General features: G+C 39.5%; 14 protein-coding genes and 1 rRNA gene. All 15 read left to right on the top strand.

Annotated elements, in window-relative coordinates; all coding sequences use genetic code 11:
• Positions 1–71: 71 nt before the first annotated feature.
• The 15 genes from J5J05_RS10075 (at position 72) to J5J05_RS10005 (ending at position 19,479) form a co-directional block, all read left to right on the top strand.
• Positions 72–473, top strand: a complete 402-nt coding sequence (locus tag J5J05_RS10075) for a hypothetical protein (RefSeq protein ID WP_208560558.1) — start codon at positions 72–74, stop codon at positions 471–473.
• Positions 474–638: 165 nt separating this feature from the next.
• A complete protein-coding gene (gene pth / locus J5J05_RS10070; RefSeq protein WP_208560557.1) occupies positions 639–1,199 on the top strand; it encodes an aminoacyl-tRNA hydrolase in 561 nt (186 codons plus the stop codon).
• A gap of 69 nt (positions 1,200–1,268) precedes the next feature.
• On the top strand, positions 1,269–4,787 hold the full coding sequence (gene mfd / locus J5J05_RS10065; protein WP_208560576.1) for a transcription-repair coupling factor: 3,519 nt from the start codon (positions 1,269–1,271) through the stop codon (positions 4,785–4,787).
• Entirely contained in the window at positions 4,780–6,378 is a 1,599-nt protein-coding gene (locus J5J05_RS10060) for a putative polysaccharide biosynthesis protein (protein ID WP_208560556.1), read from the top strand. Before mfd ends, J5J05_RS10060 begins: the two co-directional genes overlap by 8 nt.
• A gap of 8 nt (positions 6,379–6,386) precedes the next feature.
• Entirely contained in the window at positions 6,387–7,439 is a 1,053-nt protein-coding gene (locus J5J05_RS10055) for a MazG nucleotide pyrophosphohydrolase domain-containing protein (RefSeq protein WP_208560555.1), read from the top strand.
• A 2-nt stretch (positions 7,440–7,441) separates the two neighbouring features.
• Positions 7,442–7,699, top strand: coding sequence for an RNA-binding S4 domain-containing protein (locus tag J5J05_RS10050; RefSeq protein WP_208560554.1), 258 nt, complete (start codon positions 7,442–7,444; stop codon positions 7,697–7,699).
• Between the two features lie 174 nt (positions 7,700–7,873).
• Complete coding sequence (locus J5J05_RS10045; protein ID WP_208560553.1) at positions 7,874–8,317, top strand: FtsB family cell division protein; 444 nt, start codon at positions 7,874–7,876, stop codon at positions 8,315–8,317.
• Positions 8,318–8,494: 177 nt separating this feature from the next.
• On the top strand, positions 8,495–8,938 hold the full coding sequence (locus J5J05_RS10040) for a S1 domain-containing RNA-binding protein (RefSeq protein ID WP_208560552.1): 444 nt from the start codon (positions 8,495–8,497) through the stop codon (positions 8,936–8,938).
• A 179-nt stretch (positions 8,939–9,117) separates the two neighbouring features.
• Positions 9,118–10,506, top strand: a complete 1,389-nt coding sequence (gene tilS, locus J5J05_RS10035) for a tRNA lysidine(34) synthetase TilS (protein ID WP_208560551.1) — start codon at positions 9,118–9,120, stop codon at positions 10,504–10,506.
• A 33-nt stretch (positions 10,507–10,539) separates the two neighbouring features.
• Positions 10,540–11,076 (top strand): hypoxanthine phosphoribosyltransferase, encoded by a 537-nt coding sequence (gene hpt, locus J5J05_RS10030; RefSeq protein WP_208560550.1) that lies wholly within the window; start codon positions 10,540–10,542, stop codon positions 11,074–11,076.
• A 182-nt stretch (positions 11,077–11,258) separates the two neighbouring features.
• On the top strand, positions 11,259–13,337 hold the full coding sequence (gene ftsH / locus J5J05_RS10025; protein WP_208560549.1) for an ATP-dependent zinc metalloprotease FtsH: 2,079 nt from the start codon (positions 11,259–11,261) through the stop codon (positions 13,335–13,337).
• A gap of 131 nt (positions 13,338–13,468) precedes the next feature.
• A complete protein-coding gene (gene hslO, locus J5J05_RS10020; protein WP_208560548.1) occupies positions 13,469–14,353 on the top strand; it encodes an Hsp33 family molecular chaperone HslO in 885 nt (294 codons plus the stop codon).
• A gap of 167 nt (positions 14,354–14,520) precedes the next feature.
• On the top strand, positions 14,521–16,023 hold the full coding sequence (gene lysS / locus J5J05_RS10015) for a lysine--tRNA ligase (RefSeq protein WP_208560547.1): 1,503 nt from the start codon (positions 14,521–14,523) through the stop codon (positions 16,021–16,023).
• Positions 16,024–16,166: 143 nt separating this feature from the next.
• Positions 16,167–17,456, top strand: coding sequence for an AI-2E family transporter (locus tag J5J05_RS10010; protein ID WP_244244714.1), 1,290 nt, complete (start codon positions 16,167–16,169; stop codon positions 17,454–17,456).
• 471 nt (positions 17,457–17,927) lie between these two features.
• Positions 17,928–19,479, top strand: a 16S ribosomal RNA gene (locus tag J5J05_RS10005).
• Positions 19,480–19,543: the final 64 nt, after the last annotated feature.

The following is a 19,543-nucleotide window of genomic DNA, read 5'->3' as shown; positions in this document are numbered from 1 at the left end:
TCGAATTTATTCACGAATTCTTAACACTTTTTTGTTACAATAAAGTTACGTTAAGAAAAGGAATGATCGATATGCAATTTTTACAAAAAATGCTTTTCTATATGAACGGTCGGTACGGCTTAGATGAACTGTCGAAAGTGCTGATGGCAGCTGGACTTCTACTGAATATAGTGTCTAATTTTGTGGGTGGGATGATCGTTTCTGTATTCGGTATCGCTTTAATTGCTTATGCGCTTCTTAGAGTTCTCTCAAAAGAAAAAACCAATCGCTATAAAGAATACAGATATTACATTACTATCAAGCAAAAATGGCTGACGAAGGTACAGAAATTAAGAAACAAACAGGCACAGAGAAAAGTATATAAAGTCCTTGCTTGTCCCGAATGTAAACAGTCGATCCGTGTTCCCAAAGGAAAAGGCAAGATCAGAATTACGTGCCCAAACTGTAAAAATCAGTTCGTGAAGAAAACCTAGTCATAAAAATCTTGACCAAATCGAAAGAGTGCGTAAGATGTTATTCGGGAATCGACTATGGTATAATTTTGTAGGCATATCATCTATAAGAGTAAAAGTCTGAACGGTTAATCCTGTTCAGCTTTTTTGCATGTATAAATTAGATAAGATTAAAGGAGTTTGAAGATGAAATTAGTCATTGGTTTAGGAAATCCCGGTGCCAAGTATCGTGATACGAAACATAATATCGGTTTTATCGCACTGGATGAACTCGCATACCAGTTAGGGTTAGCTTTCAATAAAAGTAAATTTGAATCTGTTTATGCGGAAGGAAGAGTCGGTTCTGAGAAAATATTGCTGATCAAACCGCAAACATTTATGAATGATTCTGGAAGATCTGTGAGACCTTGGATGGACTATTATGATTTAACAGAAGAAGATATCGTGGTCATTTACGATGATATGGATTTGCCAGCTGGTAAAATTCGCTTGAGAACAAAAGGAAGCGCGGGCGGGCACAATGGTATCAAAAGTCTGATTCAACACGTTGGAACGAAAGAATTTAATCGTATACGAATTGGTGTAGGTAGACCCTATCCTAGTCAGTCTGTTATCTCTCATGTACTAAGTGGTTTTGAAAAAGAGGTTCATCAAGATATGCTAGAAGCTGTTAAAACAACTTCAGATGCTGTGAAATATTGGGTTGAAGGTAAAACTTTCCAAGATACGATGACGCATTTTAATTAAATAACAAATCAATAAAAGCATTCCATGAAAAGGAGAAGGAAGCTATTGTCTACTATTACACAATTTTTGATGGAAAAACCATCCATTCAAACTGTTTTCTCTAATATAGGGAAACAGCATACACAATTAGTGACCGGTATTGCGGGATCTGCTAGAGCACTTTTTCTTTCTTCTTTACTGAAGGAAAAACAAAAGCAAATCGTAATCGTCACACAAAATTTATATCACGCCAATCAATTGATGGCAGATTTCACTGGTCTCGTTCCTGACGACCAGTTATTTGTTTTTTCAGTAGATGATATGATTCACGCTGAAATGGCTATTGCCTCTCCAGAAGCCCGTGCAGAAAGAGTGCAGGCGCTGGACTTTCTTATTTCTGGTAAGCCAGGTGTCGTGATCATTCCATTAGCAGGTGTGCGAAAATTATTGCCGCCTAGAGAAGTTTTTGAGCAAGCCCATATAACGATTGAAGTGGGCACGGAAATTGAATTCGACCAATTGTCAGATACACTGGTTAGAATGGGTTACCGAAGGGAACAAAAGGTAGCGGCTCCAGGAGAATTTAGTGTCCGAGGCGGGATCGTAGATATTTATCCTTTAACGGAAGAAAATCCGATTCGGATAGAATTTTTTGATGTTGAAGTCGATTCATTGAGATACTTTAATGCAGATACGCAACGATCGATCGGTAATGCTGAAAAGCTATCGATTTTACCGGCTACAGACTTCCTTGTGACAAAAAAACAAATGGCACCTGCAGCGGAAAAATTAAAAAAAGCATTATCTAAAAATTTAAAAAAATTAACTAATAATGAAGATAAACTAGCACTCAGTAAGCATATTCAAGCAATCATTACTGCTTTAGAAGAAGGCGAACAGCCAGACGAATTAGTGAAATTCAGAGATTTTTTATATGAAGAGCCAGCTTCAGTAATGGATTATCTAGCAGAAGATGCGATTGTGATCATGGATGAATACCCAAGAATCTTAGAAAAAGATGCTTTTTCAAACGAAGAAGAAGCAGAGTGGATGACCGCACAACTTGAGCAACGTCTAATACTTTCAGATCAGCGTTTTTCCAATGATTTTAAAGTAGAAGTGAAAAAGCACCCGAAAGACACGATTCACTTCGCCTTATTCCAAAAAGGTATGGGCGGTCTCCGATTTGATGCGATTCACCCTTTCCAGTATCGCAGTATGCAACAGTTTTTCGGTCAAATGCATCTTTTGAAAACAGAAATGGAACGTTGGGAAAAACAAGGGTATACAGTTGTTGTTATGACGGTAGATGAAGACCGAGCAGATAAAGTGAATCGCACGTTGCTAGATTTTGAGATTCCGAGCGTGCTTTCTGATGATCACACGATCGTCGAAAGTAGGATTCAAGTGATTCCGTCTACACTGCAGCATGGATTTGAATTGCCAACTGAGAAATTAGCTGTATTGACGGAGAAAGAATTATTTAATCGTGTAAACAAAAAGCGTGCGCGTCGTCAAAATATTTCAAATGCAGAAAGACTGAAAAGTTATACAGAACTGAGTCCTGGTGATTTTGTTGTGCACGTTAATCATGGTATCGGAAAATATACCGGTATGGAAACCATGGAAATTGGTGGCGTACATCAAGATTATATGTCTATTATTTATGATAATGAATCAAAACTATTCATACCAGTCACACAAGTGAATCTTCTTCAAAAATATGTATCTTCAGAAGGTAAAATACCTAAAATCAATAAATTAGGTGGAACAGCTTGGGCAAAAACTAAGAGAAAAGTTGCCAGTCAAGTGGAAGATATTGCTGATGATCTGATTGAACTGTACGCCGAAAGAGAGCGAAAGACAGGTTATCCATTCGCCAAAGATAATGCTTATCAACTTGAATTTGACGATGCCTTTCCTTATACAGAAACGGATGATCAGATTCGTTCAATCAAAGAAGTGAAACGAGACATGGAAAAAGACAAGCCAATGGACCGTTTGTTAGTCGGGGATGTTGGTTACGGAAAAACGGAAGTGGCGATGCGTGCGATTTTCAAAGCTGTACAAGAAGGTAAACAAGCAGCGATACTCGTTCCAACGACTGTACTAGCGCAGCAGCATTATGAAACAATGATTGAACGCTTTAGTGATTTCCCAGTCGAAATCGGTTTGATGAGTCGTTTTAGAACTGGACAGCAGATCAAGAAGGTTAAAGAAGGTCTGCGTAAAGGTCAGGTTGATGTTGTTGTGGGGACACACAGAGTGTTGTCTAAAGATGTTGAATTTCAAGATCTAGGCTTGCTTGTAGTGGATGAGGAACAACGTTTTGGCGTTAAGCATAAAGAGCGACTAAAACAGTTGAAAAACGAAGTGGATGTTCTTACTTTGACTGCAACACCAATACCAAGAACACTGCACATGTCTATGCTTGGCGTGCGAGACCTTTCTGTAATAGAAACCCCACCTGCAAACCGGTATCCTGTTCAAACATACGTGATGGAAATGAATGGCGCTGTCGTTGGAGAAGCGATGAAGCGAGAAATCGCGCGTGGCGGACAAGTATTTTACTTGCACAATCGAGTCAGTACAATCGACCAGAGAGCAGAAGAATTGCAACAGCTTGTGCCAGATGCCAAGATTGGTGTTGCACATGGCCAGATGACGGAAGGTCAGCTAGAAAATGTACTGTTTGAGTTCATTCAAGGTGAGTACGATGTGCTTGTGACCACGACGATTATCGAAACAGGTATCGATATGCCAAATGTCAATACACTGTTAGTGGAAGATGCTGATCGGATGGGGCTTTCCCAACTTTATCAACTTAGAGGTAGAGTAGGAAGAAGTAGTCGTGTCGCCTATGCTTACTTCATGCATCAACCAAATAAAATATTGACAGAAGTAAGTGAGAAACGACTCCAAGCGATCAAAGACTTCACAGAACTTGGTTCTGGATTCAAGATAGCGATGCGCGATTTGTCTATTCGTGGTGCAGGTAACTTGCTAGGACAACAACAACATGGATTTATTGATTCTGTTGGTTTCGACCTTTATTCTCAAATGCTTTCAGAAGCCGTTGCACGAAAACGAGGCGATACATCACAGCAACATACCAATGTGGAGCTTGATCTTGCTGTGGACGCCTACATTCCTAACACTTATGTTGAAGATGAAAGACAAAAAATTGAACTATATAAACGAATCAGAGAATTTTCAAGTGAGGAAGATGTTGTAGAGTTGCAAGACGAACTCATTGACCGCTTTGGGGACTATCCACAAGAAGTAGCGGATCTGGTGACGATTGGACAGTTGAAAATGTATAGTGATTTAGCATTGATTGAAACGGTTAAACGTGGAAAAGGGAAAGTAACGGTTACCTTCTCAATGGAAGGTACGCAAGATTTGCCGCTCCCTGAAGTGTTTAAAGCATTAAAAACGATTCGATTGAAGACAGATATGCACACGAATGCAGCGCTAAGTGTTGACTTCAAGATACCATTGAAACTGGAAGCTTATGAATGGTTAGATATTCTGGTTGTTTTCGCTAAAAAAATCGCTGAATTTAGAGCAAGCAGAGTTGAAGTAACTGCAGGTCAGGAAAATGAGTGAGGGAATAGGTAAGCAGCACAATCATATGATGCAAGGTGCGATTATTTTGTCGGTCGCAGCCTTTATAACGAAAGTTTTGAGCGCTGTATACAAGGTGCCTTTTCAGAATCTAACTGGTGATGAAGGGTTTTATGTGTATCAACAAGTTTATCCGCTTTATGGGATAGCAGTAGCGTTCGCCTTAAACGGCTTTCCGCTCTTTGTTTCAAAATTGATTGCGGAAGAAAAAGCGCTAGAAGAGCAGCAAGCTATAACTAAATTGGTGAGTATCTGGCTGGCTATTGGGTCGATTAGTCTATTTCTGCTTTTTTTCTTTGGTGCTGCATGGGTAGCGGAACACATGGGAGATCCAGAACTATTGCCGGTGATCCGTTCTGTTTCTTATGTTTATTTGTTTGTTCCATTTTTATCAAGTATTAGAGGCTATTTTCAAGGGAATTTGGACATGATACCTACTGGTATTTCTCAAGTCGGTGAACAAGTCGCGCGTATAGGAATCTTACTAGCAGTCGCGTATCTTTTCACCGTGAGAGATTGGACTGTTTACCAAATGGGTACTTATGCGATTGCGTCGTCTTGGATCGCTGGGTTTGTAGGTTCCGCGATCTTACTTTGGTACACAATCAAAAAAGTGAAGTGGCAACCGAGTAAGCTTTCCAAGAGCCAAAAAGGTCAATTCTGGAAAATTGGTAAGCGATTGGTGGTTGAAGGCTTACCGCTAACAGCTATGAGTAGTATGATGGTGCTCTTTCAATTGATGGATTCTTTTACAGTGTATAATGGACTGGTGACTGCTGGCGTATCTGATACACTGGCAATGAGTTTGAAGGGGATTTATGATCGCGGTCAGCCTTTTGTGCAACTAGGGTTAGTCGTTGGCTTGGGTATCTCAACAAGCGCACTGCCGTTGTTACGAAAGTATCGTCAGGAGAAGAAAAGTGTGGAATGGGAAAATACGACTTTTTCTGTCTTGAATTTAACCGTCCTTTTTTCTGGTGCGGCCTCAATCGGTCTAATTGCAGTGATGCCTTGGATAAACCAAGCACTTTTCTCAGATCGTACAGGAACGGCTGTGTTGCAAGTGTATGTTATCAGCATTTTCGTTGCTTCTCTAATCAGCAGTACACACGCCATTTTGCAAAGTGATACGGAAAAATGGTTGCCTGCCATTGCGTTGTTTGTCGGATTAATTTTCAAAGCTACCGTAAATGAGCGAGCGGTTGAATATGCAGGCATTATGGGTTCTAGCTACTTGACCATTCTCGCCTTACTACTTGTGCTTGTAGTCATGAATATTCAAATGCCAAAAACAGTTTGGTTACGATTTATAGAGAATGGTAGAATCATTAAAATAATCGCTTTGTTACTAATAATGGGCATCTTCACTTATGTCTGTATGATAGGATTAGATGGGTTAATGCCAACGGACAGTCGCATGAGTTCATTTCTATTAACAATCGTAGGAACAATCATCGGCGGAATCATTTTTATAGCCGGGCTCATCCGTTTTGACTTACTGAGTGAGCAAGAGTGGCGCTATATCCCATTTAAAAAAGTAACGGATAAATTAAGAAAAAATGATCAAGAGTAGGAGGGACTATGGGTAAAATTGAAATTGTAGGACTAGGATCATCTGAGTTGAATCAGATTCCTTTAGGTGTATACAAGAAAATCAAAGAGGCAACAAAATTATATGTTCGTACAGAAGATCATCCAGCTGTAAAGGAGCTTCAAGCTGAGGGGATCGACATGGCTTTTTTTGACGACTACTATGAAAAGTTTGAGGCATTCGATCAAGTTTATCCAGCTATCGTAGAAGAATTATTGCAGCTTTCTGAAACTGACACGATCGTCTACGCTGTTCCAGGTCATCCAATGGTCGCTGAACGAACAGTTCAGTTACTACTTGAATCTGAAAGAACCGTTGAGGTTATTGGTGGCAAGAGTTTCATTGATGATATGTTCCAAACTCTGGAACTAGATCCAGTAGACGGCTTCCAACTATTGGATGCATTCGACCTCTCAATGGATACGATCCAGACAAGTCAGTCCGTCATCATTATGCAAGTGTTTAATCAACTGATGGCAAGTGAAGTGAAATTAACCCTCATGGAAAAATATCCAGATGAACATTTAGTCTGTGTGGTCGATGCTGCAGGTAGTCGTATGGAGAAAAAACAGTGGATGCCGTTATTTGAATTAGACCGATTCGAAGGCGTGTATAACTTGCGTTCAGTCTATATTCCTGCTTTAGTAAGAGATGAGCAAACCACGTCTTTTTCACTACTTCAGTACTATGCCGATGCGATCACTAGTGAAACTGGAGATGCTTGGATTCGTGAACAAACGCCTGAAACACTGCTGCCATATCTTAAAGAAGAAACACAAGAACTTATGGAAGCATTTGAAAATGATGATATTGAAAATGTCATTGAAGAGTTGGGTGATGTATTGATGCAAGTGTTGTATCAAGCGAACTTGGCAGAGCGAGACGGTTCATTTACATTGGAAGAAGTGCTTGCAAGCATCAACCGTAAACTTAGAAGAAGACATCCGCATGTGTTTGATGGCGTAGAAGCAAACACACCGGAAGAAGTCGATATACTTTGGCAAAAAATCAAGAAGCAAGAAAAAGAAGAGAGAGGGTTTTAATAATGAGATTGGATAAATTTCTAAAAGTATCTAGAATTATCAAAAGAAGATCAGTGGCAAAAGAAATTGCGGATAAAGACCGCATCCAGATTAATGGAAAAACGGCTAAATCTTCAACGACTGTTCAAGTAGGTGACGAACTCGAAATTAAATTCGGGAATAAAACCTTGATTGCGAAAGTTGAAGACTTAAGAGATACAACGAAAAAAGATGAAGCAAAAGAACTGTATACGATCATTGAAGAAAAATATCGTGATTAACTAAAAAACAAGTGAGTTTTATAATGATGAAAAGCAATAATCTTTCTATAAGATACGTCATTTTACATTATGCTATGTTACATTCACATGACAAGCCTTTGAATAAAGAAAGATTATTGCTATAATCATGAATATCGGGTGGATAAGGGATTCTTTGAGAGGATAGAGGATAAAATGGAAAAGAAAAAACGACCAGTCGTCACTAAACTAGATAACCAGTACATAGAAGAAAAGACGCTTGAGAACATCAGAAACAAAAAAAGAAAAAAGATGATCAAAAGACGGACTACATTCATTTTAGTAGTCGGATTGATTTTTGTCTCATTACTGGTTGCGCCATTAGTCAGAAACTATTCTCAGCTTCAAGAATCAAAAGTCGATTTAGCAGCCGCGAAGGAAACATTAGCTGCTCAGGAAATGGACCAGGAGGAATTGAATTACTATATCAACCTTCTCGAGAATGAAGAGTACGTTCTCAAACTGGCCAGAAGTGAATATTATCTCACCAAAGATGATGAGATCGTGTTTAGTTTTCCAGAGGATAAGACACCAGACCACGACGACGTTACCGATAAGAAAGAAACAGAACAAAATGTCGAAGAAGATATAAACGAATAACGAATGTAGAATAATGAAACAATCAAATAGATGATGAGTACGTATCTGCTGGAAAGAATAGATGTAAAAAAGCGAACGATTTTGAAGAATATATCCAAAACCTTTCTAAAAGCCTTTATTCTAAAAAATCAGCATGGTATAATGCTTACAAATTAACTAGGAGGCAACAAAGAAAACATGTCAATCGAAGTGGGAAGCAAAGTAGAAGGTAAGGTTACGGGTATTGCGAATTTTGGAGCATTTATCGATCTTGGAGAAAAGAAAACAGGATTAGTGCACATTAGTGAAGTATCTGATAGTTATGTAGAGAATATCAACGAAGTATTAGAAGTAGGACAAACTGTACTAGTTAAAGTTTTGTCTATAGCAGATGATGGGAAGATCGGATTATCGATTCGTAAAGCTCAGGAAAAACCTGCCGAAGAAGCTCCCAAAAGAAAAGCGCCTCAACGACCAAAACCAAGTAATCACTCGAATAAGCGTAGCAGCAATGCTGCTCCTAAAAAAGAAGACTTTGATTCACTAATGAATTCTTTCTTAAAAGATAGCGAAGATCGCCTAACCACATTAAAACGTAGTACAGAAAACAAACGTGGCGGACGCGGTGGACGTAGAGGCTAGTTCGATATTACGAACAAAAGAGTATGCCTCACATAGTTCAAACCAGCTAAATGAACGACTGATTGTTAGAAAGAAAATGCTAAATGTCAAAAGGGTTTAGGGAAATTCCCTAAACCCTTTTTGTTTCCAGTCGACTACTACAAAGCCAGAACAATCAAGTAGGAAAAGGGGATGGCCGAATGCAGTTAGCAGAACATTTTACAGCGTCTGTTGAAAAACATAACGATTTCTCGCAGCATGATCGGGTACTCGTTGCTGTCTCTGGTGGTGTGGATTCAGTTGTATTGGTAGACTTACTAAGACAGTTGCCAAAAGTCTATAGACCGCAATTATCAATAGCGCATGTCGATCATCAACTGCGACCATCTTCGAGCGAGGATAAAGCAGTCGTTGAAAGATTGAGTCATACATTAGGAGTGCCATTTTATAGTTTTACATGGTCAAAACAGCATCATCCAAAATCGGGGATAGAAAAAGCTGCTAGAGATCAACGATATGCATTCTTTTCAACCATTATGAACGAAAATGGACTCAATAAGCTAGTAACAGGTCATCATAAAGGGGATCAAGCAGAAACGATTTTAATGAGAATGGTCAGAGGGAGTGCGTTAGAATACTTAACGGGTATCAAACGTACAAGAACATTCAACGAAAACACCCTTATTAGGCCACTTCTAGATGTGCCGAAGTCAGCGATATACCGATATGCAAAAGATCAGAAGTTAACGTATGTAGAAGATGAAACAAATCAGCAGTTGGACTATACCAGGAATCGTTATAGGAATAAAATACTGCCACTTCTTAAAAAAGAAAACAAAGCTGTGGAAACACATCTTGCAGATCTATCAAAAGACGTGACGGACGTATGGTCCATCGCTCAACCTGTGATCGAATCTCGTTCAAGGCAGTGCGCGACTTTCAAACACGGGTCTGTCGAAATTGATGGGGAGATGTTTTTAAATGAAACAACGAGCATGCAGCGACAAATGCTCAAATTTATGTTGAACCATATTTATAAACATTCAACAATGATTTATAAGCAAAAACATATTGAATTGATCATGGAATGGTTAATCCAATCTGGACCTAACAGCAGTCTAGATCTTCCAGGTCAATATCAGGCAGTAAAAAGTTATCAGAAGGTGTCGATTCAAAAGAATGAAATCAGTAAAGCCAATCGGATTATTCAGCCAATGTATTTGAATCTTGGTGAGTGGTTAATTTTACCTGATGATAGGAAAATCAGTTTGTGCTACTCGAATGCACTGCCAATAGGACAATCCTTTAAGCGTAAGATTTTTATTGCTTCAGATGCTATCACTTTGCCGCTAAGAGTTCGGAATCGACAGAATGGTGATCGAATCAGCCCCTATGGAATGACGGGAACGAAAAAAGTAAAAGATTTATTGATAGACAAGAAAATACCGAAAGAAAAAAGAGATACCCTCGTTATGGTAGAGGATGCAGTTGGTAACATGATTTGGATCATTGACATTCAAGAATCGAGATTGTCTATTGATGCTAAACCTGATAAAATGCAATACGTATTGTTACTGGAAGAAACCTAAACAAACATTAAAATAGAAGGAGTCGTTTAAACAATGAAATCAGATATGGAGAAAATTCTTATTACAGAAGAGGAAATCCAAGCTAAAGTTAAAGAGCTCGCTGAGCTACTTGAAAAGGAATATCACGATAAAGATCCACTGTTGGTTGGTGTACTTAAAGGTGCTCTACCATTTATGGCTGATTTGATTAAAGCAATGGAAATCTATCTGGAAATTGATTTCATGGATGTATCCAGTTATGGGAATGAGACGACTTCATCTGGAGAAGTCAAAATATTAAAAGATCTGGATACAAATGTAGAGGGCAGACATGTACTGTTCGTTGAAGATATCATTGATACAGGCCGCACACTAGCTTACCTTAAAGATATGTTCAAATACAGAAAAGCAGCCTCTGTAAAAATCGTTACATTATTAGACAAACCATCTGGACGTGCTGTAGATATGACAGTCGATTGGATTGGATTTGAAGTCCCGCATGAATTCGTAGTAGGCTATGGATTAGACTTCGCAGAACGCTATCGTAACTTGCCTTACATCGGCGTGTTGAAACCAGAAATTTATCAATAAGACGACTTGTTGACCACATCCTCAGTTTAACGATGAAAAATTGTTTTAAATACCTAAACATCAAACAAAATTCATAGTCAAAAAAGGTCAAGTGTGTTAACATAGTTAAGAATAAAACAATTACAATACTAAATAGTACTTACTATTTAAATAAGACAACTTATAGTTAGATGGAGGATGACATGAAGAAAGGATTTTTTAATAGCGGTCTCTTCTACATCATTGTGTTTATCGGAATCATCGGAGTGGTTAGCTGGGCAACACGCGGCACAGGTGAAACCTCACAAGGATTCAAGGCAAATGAATTTGTCCAATTTCTTGAAGACGATAAAGTAGAAGAATTCACGATTCAACCAACTGGAGGTATCTACGAAATTACGGGTACATTCCGTGATGGAGAAGAAGTTGAAGTTGAAAATAATACAGGGGTTTCGATTTTTGGTAATGTAGACCAAACAACCAAAAACTTCTCAACCACGATCTTGCAAAATGATGCAGCAGTTTCAGAAGTACTAGCGTTAGCTGATCAGAATAAGGTAGAGTTCGATCCAATCGAAGAACCTTCGGTAGGCATCTGGGCAAGTCTTCTGATTTCAGTATTCCCTCTATTGTTACTTGTAGGGTTCCTTTACTTTATGATGAATCAAGCAGGCCAAGGTGGTGGTGGCGCCGGTGGTGGTCGTGGCGTGATGAACTTCGGTAAATCAAAAGCTAAAGAAAACGATGCGAAAACCAGTAAAGTTCGTTTCTCTGATGTTGCAGGTGCAGATGAAGAGAAAGAAGAACTTGTAGAAATCGTTGAATTCCTTAAAGATCCACGTAGGTTCTCCAATCTTGGTGCAAGAATTCCGGCGGGTGTTCTGTTAGAAGGACCTCCAGGAACAGGTAAAACCTTACTTGCAAAAGCTGTTGCAGGTGAAGCTGGCGTACCATTCTTCTCAATCTCAGGTTCTGAGTTTGTGGAAATGTTTGTCGGTGTTGGTGCTAGTCGAGTAAGAGATTTATTCGAGAATGCTAAGAAAAATGCACCGGCGATCATCTTTATTGATGAGATAGATGCTGTTGGACGTCAACGTGGCGCCGGTATGGGTGGCGGACATGATGAACGTGAACAAACGCTTAACCAATTGCTTGTAGAGATGGATGGTTTCACAGGGAACGAAGGTGTCATTGTTGTAGCGGCTACTAACCGCCAAGATGTACTTGACCCTGCTTTATTACGTCCAGGTCGTTTTGACCGACGTATTTTGGTTGGACGTCCGGATGTTAAAGGACGTGAAGCAATTCTGAAAGTTCACTCTAAGAACAAGCCAATGGGATCAAATATAGACTTAAAACAAATTGCAAAACAAACACCAGGCTTTGCGGGTGCTGATTTAGAAAACCTCTTGAACGAAGCAGCGCTGATTGCTGCTAGACGTGATAGTAAACAAATTGAAGCATTAGACGTGGATGAAGCACATGATCGTGTTATCGCAGGTCCTGCTAAGAAAGACCGTGTCATTTCTAAAGTTGAACGTAGCATGGTTGCATACCATGAGGCTGGACATACAATCGTTGGATTGGTATTGAGTGACGCGCGTATCGTTCATAAAGTAACGATCGTACCTCGTGGACGTGCAGGTGGTTATGCCATTATGCTTCCAAGAGAAGACCGTTTCTTGATGACGAAAAAAGAAATGTTTGAACAAATCGTTGGATTATTAGGTGGTCGAGTTGCTGAAGAAATGATTTTTGATTCTCAGTCAAGTGGCGCTTCTAATGACTTCCAACAAGCAACACAATTAGCGCGTAGCATGGTTACAGAATATGGAATGAGTGATTTACTCGGACCTGTTCAATACGAAGGCAATAGTCAAGTATTCTTGGGAAGAGATTATTCTCAATCTAAGGCTTATTCTGAACAATTCGCTTACCAGATTGACCAAGAGGTCTTGAGAATTCTTAATGAGGCTCACGACGAAGCTAGACGCATCGTAGAAGAGCATAAAGATGCGCATGAATTGATTGCTCAAAAATTACTTGAAGTTGAAACGCTGGATGAAAAAGAAATCAAGAGCTTGTTTGAAAAAGGCGAAATGCCAAACAAACGTAATGATGATCCAGTAGAATTTCCACGTGAAAGTGAAGAAGCTGATAGAGATCCAGAAGAAGAACCTATTGGCACTTCATTTGAAGAAGTAAAAGCAGCGCGTGAAGAAAAAGAAAAAGAGCGCGAAAAACAGTTTGAAGATAGATCAGACGATAGTGATTCTGAGTAATCTTCAGAAAAAGATAACTAAATCAACGGAATAGGAAAGAAGAGGAGGTGATACTTAGACCCTCCTCTTCTTTCCTTGTATTATTAAATAGCTGTAAACCATCATAGTAAAGAACTGAAGGAGAGAATAGATTGAAAGATAAATTAATCAAAGCACTTGCTTACGAAAACGAAATTAGAGTATATGTGGTAGATGCTACTGAAATGGTCGCCGAAGCACAGAGAAGACATGACTCATGGGCGACAGCAACAGCTGCACTCGGTAGAGCAATGATTGGAACGACTCTTTTAGGTGCAACACTGAAAGGTAACGATAAAATCACTGTCAGAATCGAAGGAGATGGACCAATTGGTTACATCGTAGTAGATGGCAATGGTAGAGGAGAAACAAAAGGTTATATTCATAATCCTCAAGTGAATTTACCATTGAATGATAATGGGAAACTAGACGTTAAAGGTGCTGTCGGAACAGAAGGTATGTTGACAGTAAGCAAAGACTTAGGAATGAAAAAACCATTTGTCGGTCAAGTGCCGCTAGTTAGTGGAGAGCTAGGAGAAGACTTCACTTACTATATGGCAAATTCAGAACAAGTACCTTCGGCTGTTGGGGTATCTGTATTAGTAAACCCTGATGAAACAGTTAAAGCAGCTGGTGGATTTATGATTCAAGTTTTACCAGGTGCAAAAGAAGAAACGATCAACAAAATTGAGTCTATTATAGCTGAATTGCCACTTGTTTCCAAATTAATGGAAAATGGTGAAACACCTGAAGAAATTCTTGAAAGGTTAGTTGGCAGCAAAGACTACAATGTACTGGAAACCACACCGGTTGAGTTTAAATGTGATTGCTCTAAAGAACGATTTGGAGATGCCATCATCTCTTTAGGTGTAGATGAAATTGAAAATATGATTGATGAAGATCATGGTGCGGAAGCTGTATGTCATTTCTGTCGTACTAAATTCCAATATAGTGAAAATGATTTAGAAGTATTGAAAACCGAAGCTGCTAATCAGTAGAAGTTAAGCAATAATAAGCAAAAGTCGCTTTTTGAGCCTTTCAGAAGGTTAAAAGGTATGTTACTATAATTTAGAATGCAAGGAAGCAAACGAACTGCATTGGAAATCAATGTCAGTGATGCAAATAGACAGAATAAAGAGAAAGTAGAAATGGAGCGAAGAAACGAATGACTCAAGAGCCGTCTAATCAAGAAACATTGAATGATCAACTTATGGTACGTAGAGATAAAATGAATGAATTACGTGAACGCGGAATAGATCCTTTTGGAGGAAGATTTGAAAGAACACATTTTTCTTCAGAACTACATGAAGCTTTTGAAGATAAAACCAAAGAAGAATTATCTGAAGAAGAGCACATGGTTGTTATCGCAGGTAGAATGATGACAAAACGTGGAAAAGGGAAAGCAGGTTTTGCGAACCTTAAAGACAAAAAAGGGACTATTCAAATATACGTACGTAAAGATGCTGTAGGAGACGAAGAATACGAAAGTTTTACGACAGCTGATTTAGGAGATTTTCTCGGTATCGAAGGTAAGATCATGAAAACAAATACGGGTGAAGTGACTGTAAGAGCGCAAAAACTGACGTATCTTTCTAAAGCATTACGCCCATTGCCAGATAAATATCATGGATTGACGAATGTTGAACAAAAATATCGCCAAAGATACCTTGATTTGATTGCAAATGATCATTCGTTTGACCGTTTCACTAAGCGTAGCCAAATTATTCAAGAAATTAGAAATTATCTTAATGGACAAGACTACTTAGAAGTAGAAACACCATTATTGCATAATTTAGCTGGTGGTGCTGCAGCACGTCCATTTATTACTCATCATAATGCGCTCGACATGGAATTGTATTTACGTATTGCGATTGAATTACACTTGAAGAGACTGATCGTAGGTGGAATGGAAAAAGTTTATGAGATCGGAAGAGTTTTCCGTAATGAAGGAATAGATACGACTCATAACCCAGAATTTACCATGCTAGAGTTATATACTGCCTATCATGATGTTTCAGATGTCATGAATCTAACTGAAGATATGATTAAAACAGTTGCTCAAAAAGTAATCGGTGAAGACAAATTATCCTATGGAGAAGAGACGATTGATTTAGGTTCTCCTTGGGCACGTAGACACATGGTTGATTTGATTAAAGAGCAAACTGGAATAGATTTCTGGCAAAAAATGTCTAATGACGAAGCCCGTCAATTAGCAAAAGAACACAATGTAGCAGTAGATGATTATGCAACTTTCGGTCACGTTGTTAATGAATTCTTCGAAGCCTTTGTAGAAGAAACACTGATTCAACCTACTTTTGTTTACGGACATCCACTTGAGATATCTCCATTGGCGAAGAAAAATGACGAAGATGCAAGATTTACAGATCGTTTTGAATTATTTATCGCTCGTCATGAATATGCAAATGCATTTAGTGAATTAAATGATCCAATTGATCAAAGAGAGCGTTTTGAAGCTCAAATGAAAGAAAAAGATCAAGGAAATGATGAAGCACATGAAATCGATGAAGATTTCATTGAATCTCTAGAGTACGGTATGCCGCCTACGGGTGGGCTAGGAATCGGTATTGATCGTCTAGTCATGTTATTGACTGATGCACATACAATTCGAGACGTTCTCCTTTTCCCGACAATGAAAAATCAAGAGTAGTGAATGAATGCATGATGGCTATACCGTCTTAGGTGGGTTAGTTATCATGCATTTTTTATCTCTCGCTTTACTCGATAAAAAACACTATATACTATAGAATAGATATATCTACAATACAGAATTATCAGAAAGTAGGAATGAATATGAAAAAAACATCAAGATGGATCAAGTTCTTAGGAGGATCTAGCTTAGTTTTTACACTAGGTGTCTTGATTATGATCGGGATCATCGTTTTGTTATTCAAGCAAGTGGATTTTATCTTTTATCCAATCGTTGTTTTGTTCTCTAGTGTACTTATGCCAGCAGTCATTGCACTGCTACTATACTATTTATTAAATCCAATCGTTGATTTTATGGAAAGTAAGAAAATCAAGCGATTATGGGGCGTTTCGCTGCTTTATGTACTGATTTTATTAGTTATCGGTATCATTATCGGGACGCTAATACCGATTCTACAAGGACAGTTTGAAAGTTTGGTCGAAAATTTCCCTAGTTTCGTTGAAACCATTTCAAGTACAATTTCTACTTGGGCAGCTAACCTTCCATTCGGTCAAGATTTTGACGCGATCATTGAACAAGGAGAAACGTTTGTCGGAGATATTCCAAATAACATCAGTGAGTATTTCAGTAATGGTCTGAGCGGTGTATCATCAGTCGTATCCAGCTTGACAAATATTGTTGTTACGCTGATTACTTTTCCGCTTATTTTATTTTTCTTATTAAAAGACGAGAAAAAAATGTCAAAAGCTGTTTTATCAGCAGTACCACCAAAGTGGAGAGAAGATTTGCTAAGAGTTTCAAGTGAAATCAACTCACAAGTAGGCGCGTACATCAAAGGACAATTGATAATCGCTACTTCTATTGGCGTAATGATGTTTATCGGCTTTTCAATTATAGGACTAGATTATGCAATCGTGCTCGCACTAGCAGCAGGCTTTTTATCCATCATTCCTTATGTCGGACCAACACTATCTTTTATACCTGCGTTTATTGTTGCGGTGATTGATTCATGGCAAATGGTTTTCCTTTTGATACTTGTATGGATGGTAGTACAGTTCGTAGATGGTAACTTAGTTGAACCAAATGTTATGGGAAAACAACTAAACGTACATCCTTTAACGATTATTATTGTATTATTGGTTGTGGGTGATCTTTTAGGTATATTTGGTCTGATTTTCGGTGTACCAATGTATGCAATCGTTAAAGTAATTGTCGTACACTTCTTCCAAAAATATAAAGAACGATATAATAGATACTACGGTGATATTGCCGGAGAATATGAAATCAAATCTATCGAGGATGCTATTAGAGGACAAGATCATGAAGACAGTCAATTTATTAAAAATATCAAAAAAGCTAGAAAGAATAAGAAAAAAGAAGATGAACGGCTTGCTGAGCAAGATGATAAAGACTCCGAAAATACGGATGAATAGACAAAAAAACGATCTCTCACTGTAGAGATCGTTTTTTTTCTTATTTTTTTCTTGAAATACTATTGACGAAAGTGTGATAACTTGGTATTATTAATCTCGTTGCTGCAAAAGGTTTAAAAATGTAGCAAAGAAAGATATTACAAAAAACAAAAAATACTATTGACAATCTTGCAACTATGAGATATACTTTAGTAGTTGTCATACCAACAGGTGTAACGCTTACAACAAAGAGTTGTAAAAAAACTTTTAAAAAAAGTGTTGACAACAAATTAACATCATGGTATGATGTACTAGTTGCTGCTAAAGCAGTAAACAAACAAAACACCAAGTTATAAAGAGTAGATCTTTGAAAACTGAACAAAGTAAAAACAACCAAATGTGCAGGGGTCTTCGATTCATTTATGGATCAAGACAACTAAACGAATGAACAAGGTTCATTCACAATTTTTATCAATGAGCAAGTCAAACACTTAAAACGAGAGTTTGATCCTGGCTCAGGACGAACGCTGGCGGTATGCCTAATACATGCAAGTCGAACGATGAAGCTCTCTGCTTGCAGAGAGTGGATTAGTGGCGAACGGGTGAGTAACACGTGGGTAACCTGCCCATAAGAGGGGGATAACATTCGGAAACGGATGCTAATACCGCATATGTCTTTGAGACGCCTGTCTCTTAGACGAAAGGTGGCTTCGGCTGCCGCTTATGGATGGACCCGCGGCGTATTAGCTAGTTGGTGAGGTAATGGCTCACCAAGGCATTGATACGTAGCCGACCTGAGAGGGTGATCGGCCACACTGGGACTGAGACACGGCCCAGACTCCTACGGGAGGCAGCAGTAGGGAATCTTCCACAATGGGTGAAAACCTGATGGAGCAATACCGCGTGAGTGAAGAAGGTCTTCGGATCGTAAAGCTCTGTTGTTAGAGAAGAACAAGTCGGGTAGTAACTGCCCCGACCTTGACGGTATCTAACCAGAAAGTCACGGCTAACTACGTGCCAGCAGCCGCGGTAATACGTAGGTGACAAGCGTTGTCCGGATTTATTGGGCGTAAAGCGAGCGCAGGCGGTCTTTTAAGTCTGATGTGAAAGCCCACGGCTCAACCGTGGAGGGTCATTGGAAACTGGAAGACTTGAATGCAGAAGAGGAAAGTGGAATTCCATGTGTAGCGGTGAAATGCGTAGATATATGGAGGAACACCAGTGGCGAAGGCGACTTTCTGGTCTGTAATTGACGCTGAGGCTCGAAAGCGTGGGGAGCGAACAGGATTAGATACCCTGGTAGTCCACGCCGTAAACGATGAGTGCTAAGTGTTGGAGGGTTTCCGCCCTTCAGTGCTGGAGCTAACGCATTAAGCACTCCGCCTGGGGAGTACGGCCGCAAGGCTGAAACTCAAAGGAATTGACGGGGACCCGCACAAGCGGTGGAGCATGTGGTTTAATTCGAAGCAACGCGAAGAACCTTACCAGGTCTTGACATCCTCTGAACACTCTAGAGATAGAGCTTTCCCTTCGGGGACAGAGTGACAGGTGGTGCATGGTTGTCGTCAGCTCGTGTCGTGAGATGTTGGGTTAAGTCCCGTAACGAGCGCAACCCCTATTGTTAGTTGCCAGCATTTAGTTGGGCACTCTAGCGAGACTGCCGGTGATAAACCGGAGGAAGGCGGGGATGACGTCAAATCATCATGCCCCTTATGACCTGGGCTACACACGTGCTACAATGGATGGTACAACGAGTTGCGAGACCGCGAGGTTTAGCTAATCTCCTAAAGCCATTCTCAGTTCGGATTGCAGGCTGCAACTCGCCTGCATGAAGCTGGAATCGCTAGTAATCGCGGATCAGAACGCCGCGGTGAATACGTTCCCGGGTCTTGTACACACCGCCCGTCACACCACGAGAGTCTGTAACACCCGAAGTCGGTAGGGTAACCCTTTTGGGAGCCAGCCGCCGAAGGTGGGATGGATGATTGGGGTGAAGTCGTAACAAGGTAGCCGTATCGGAAGGTGCGGCTGGATCACCTCCTTTCTAAGGATATTGCCTTAAGGGCAAACGGAACCTTGCACAGGTATTTTACTTTGTTTAGTTTTGA

Origin of the sequence: Marinilactibacillus kalidii (assembly GCF_017599325.1) — a bacterium.
Lineage (GTDB): Bacteria > Bacillota > Bacilli > Lactobacillales > Carnobacteriaceae_A > Marinilactibacillus > Marinilactibacillus kalidii.
This window is presented reverse-complemented; position numbering and strand designations above follow the sequence as displayed.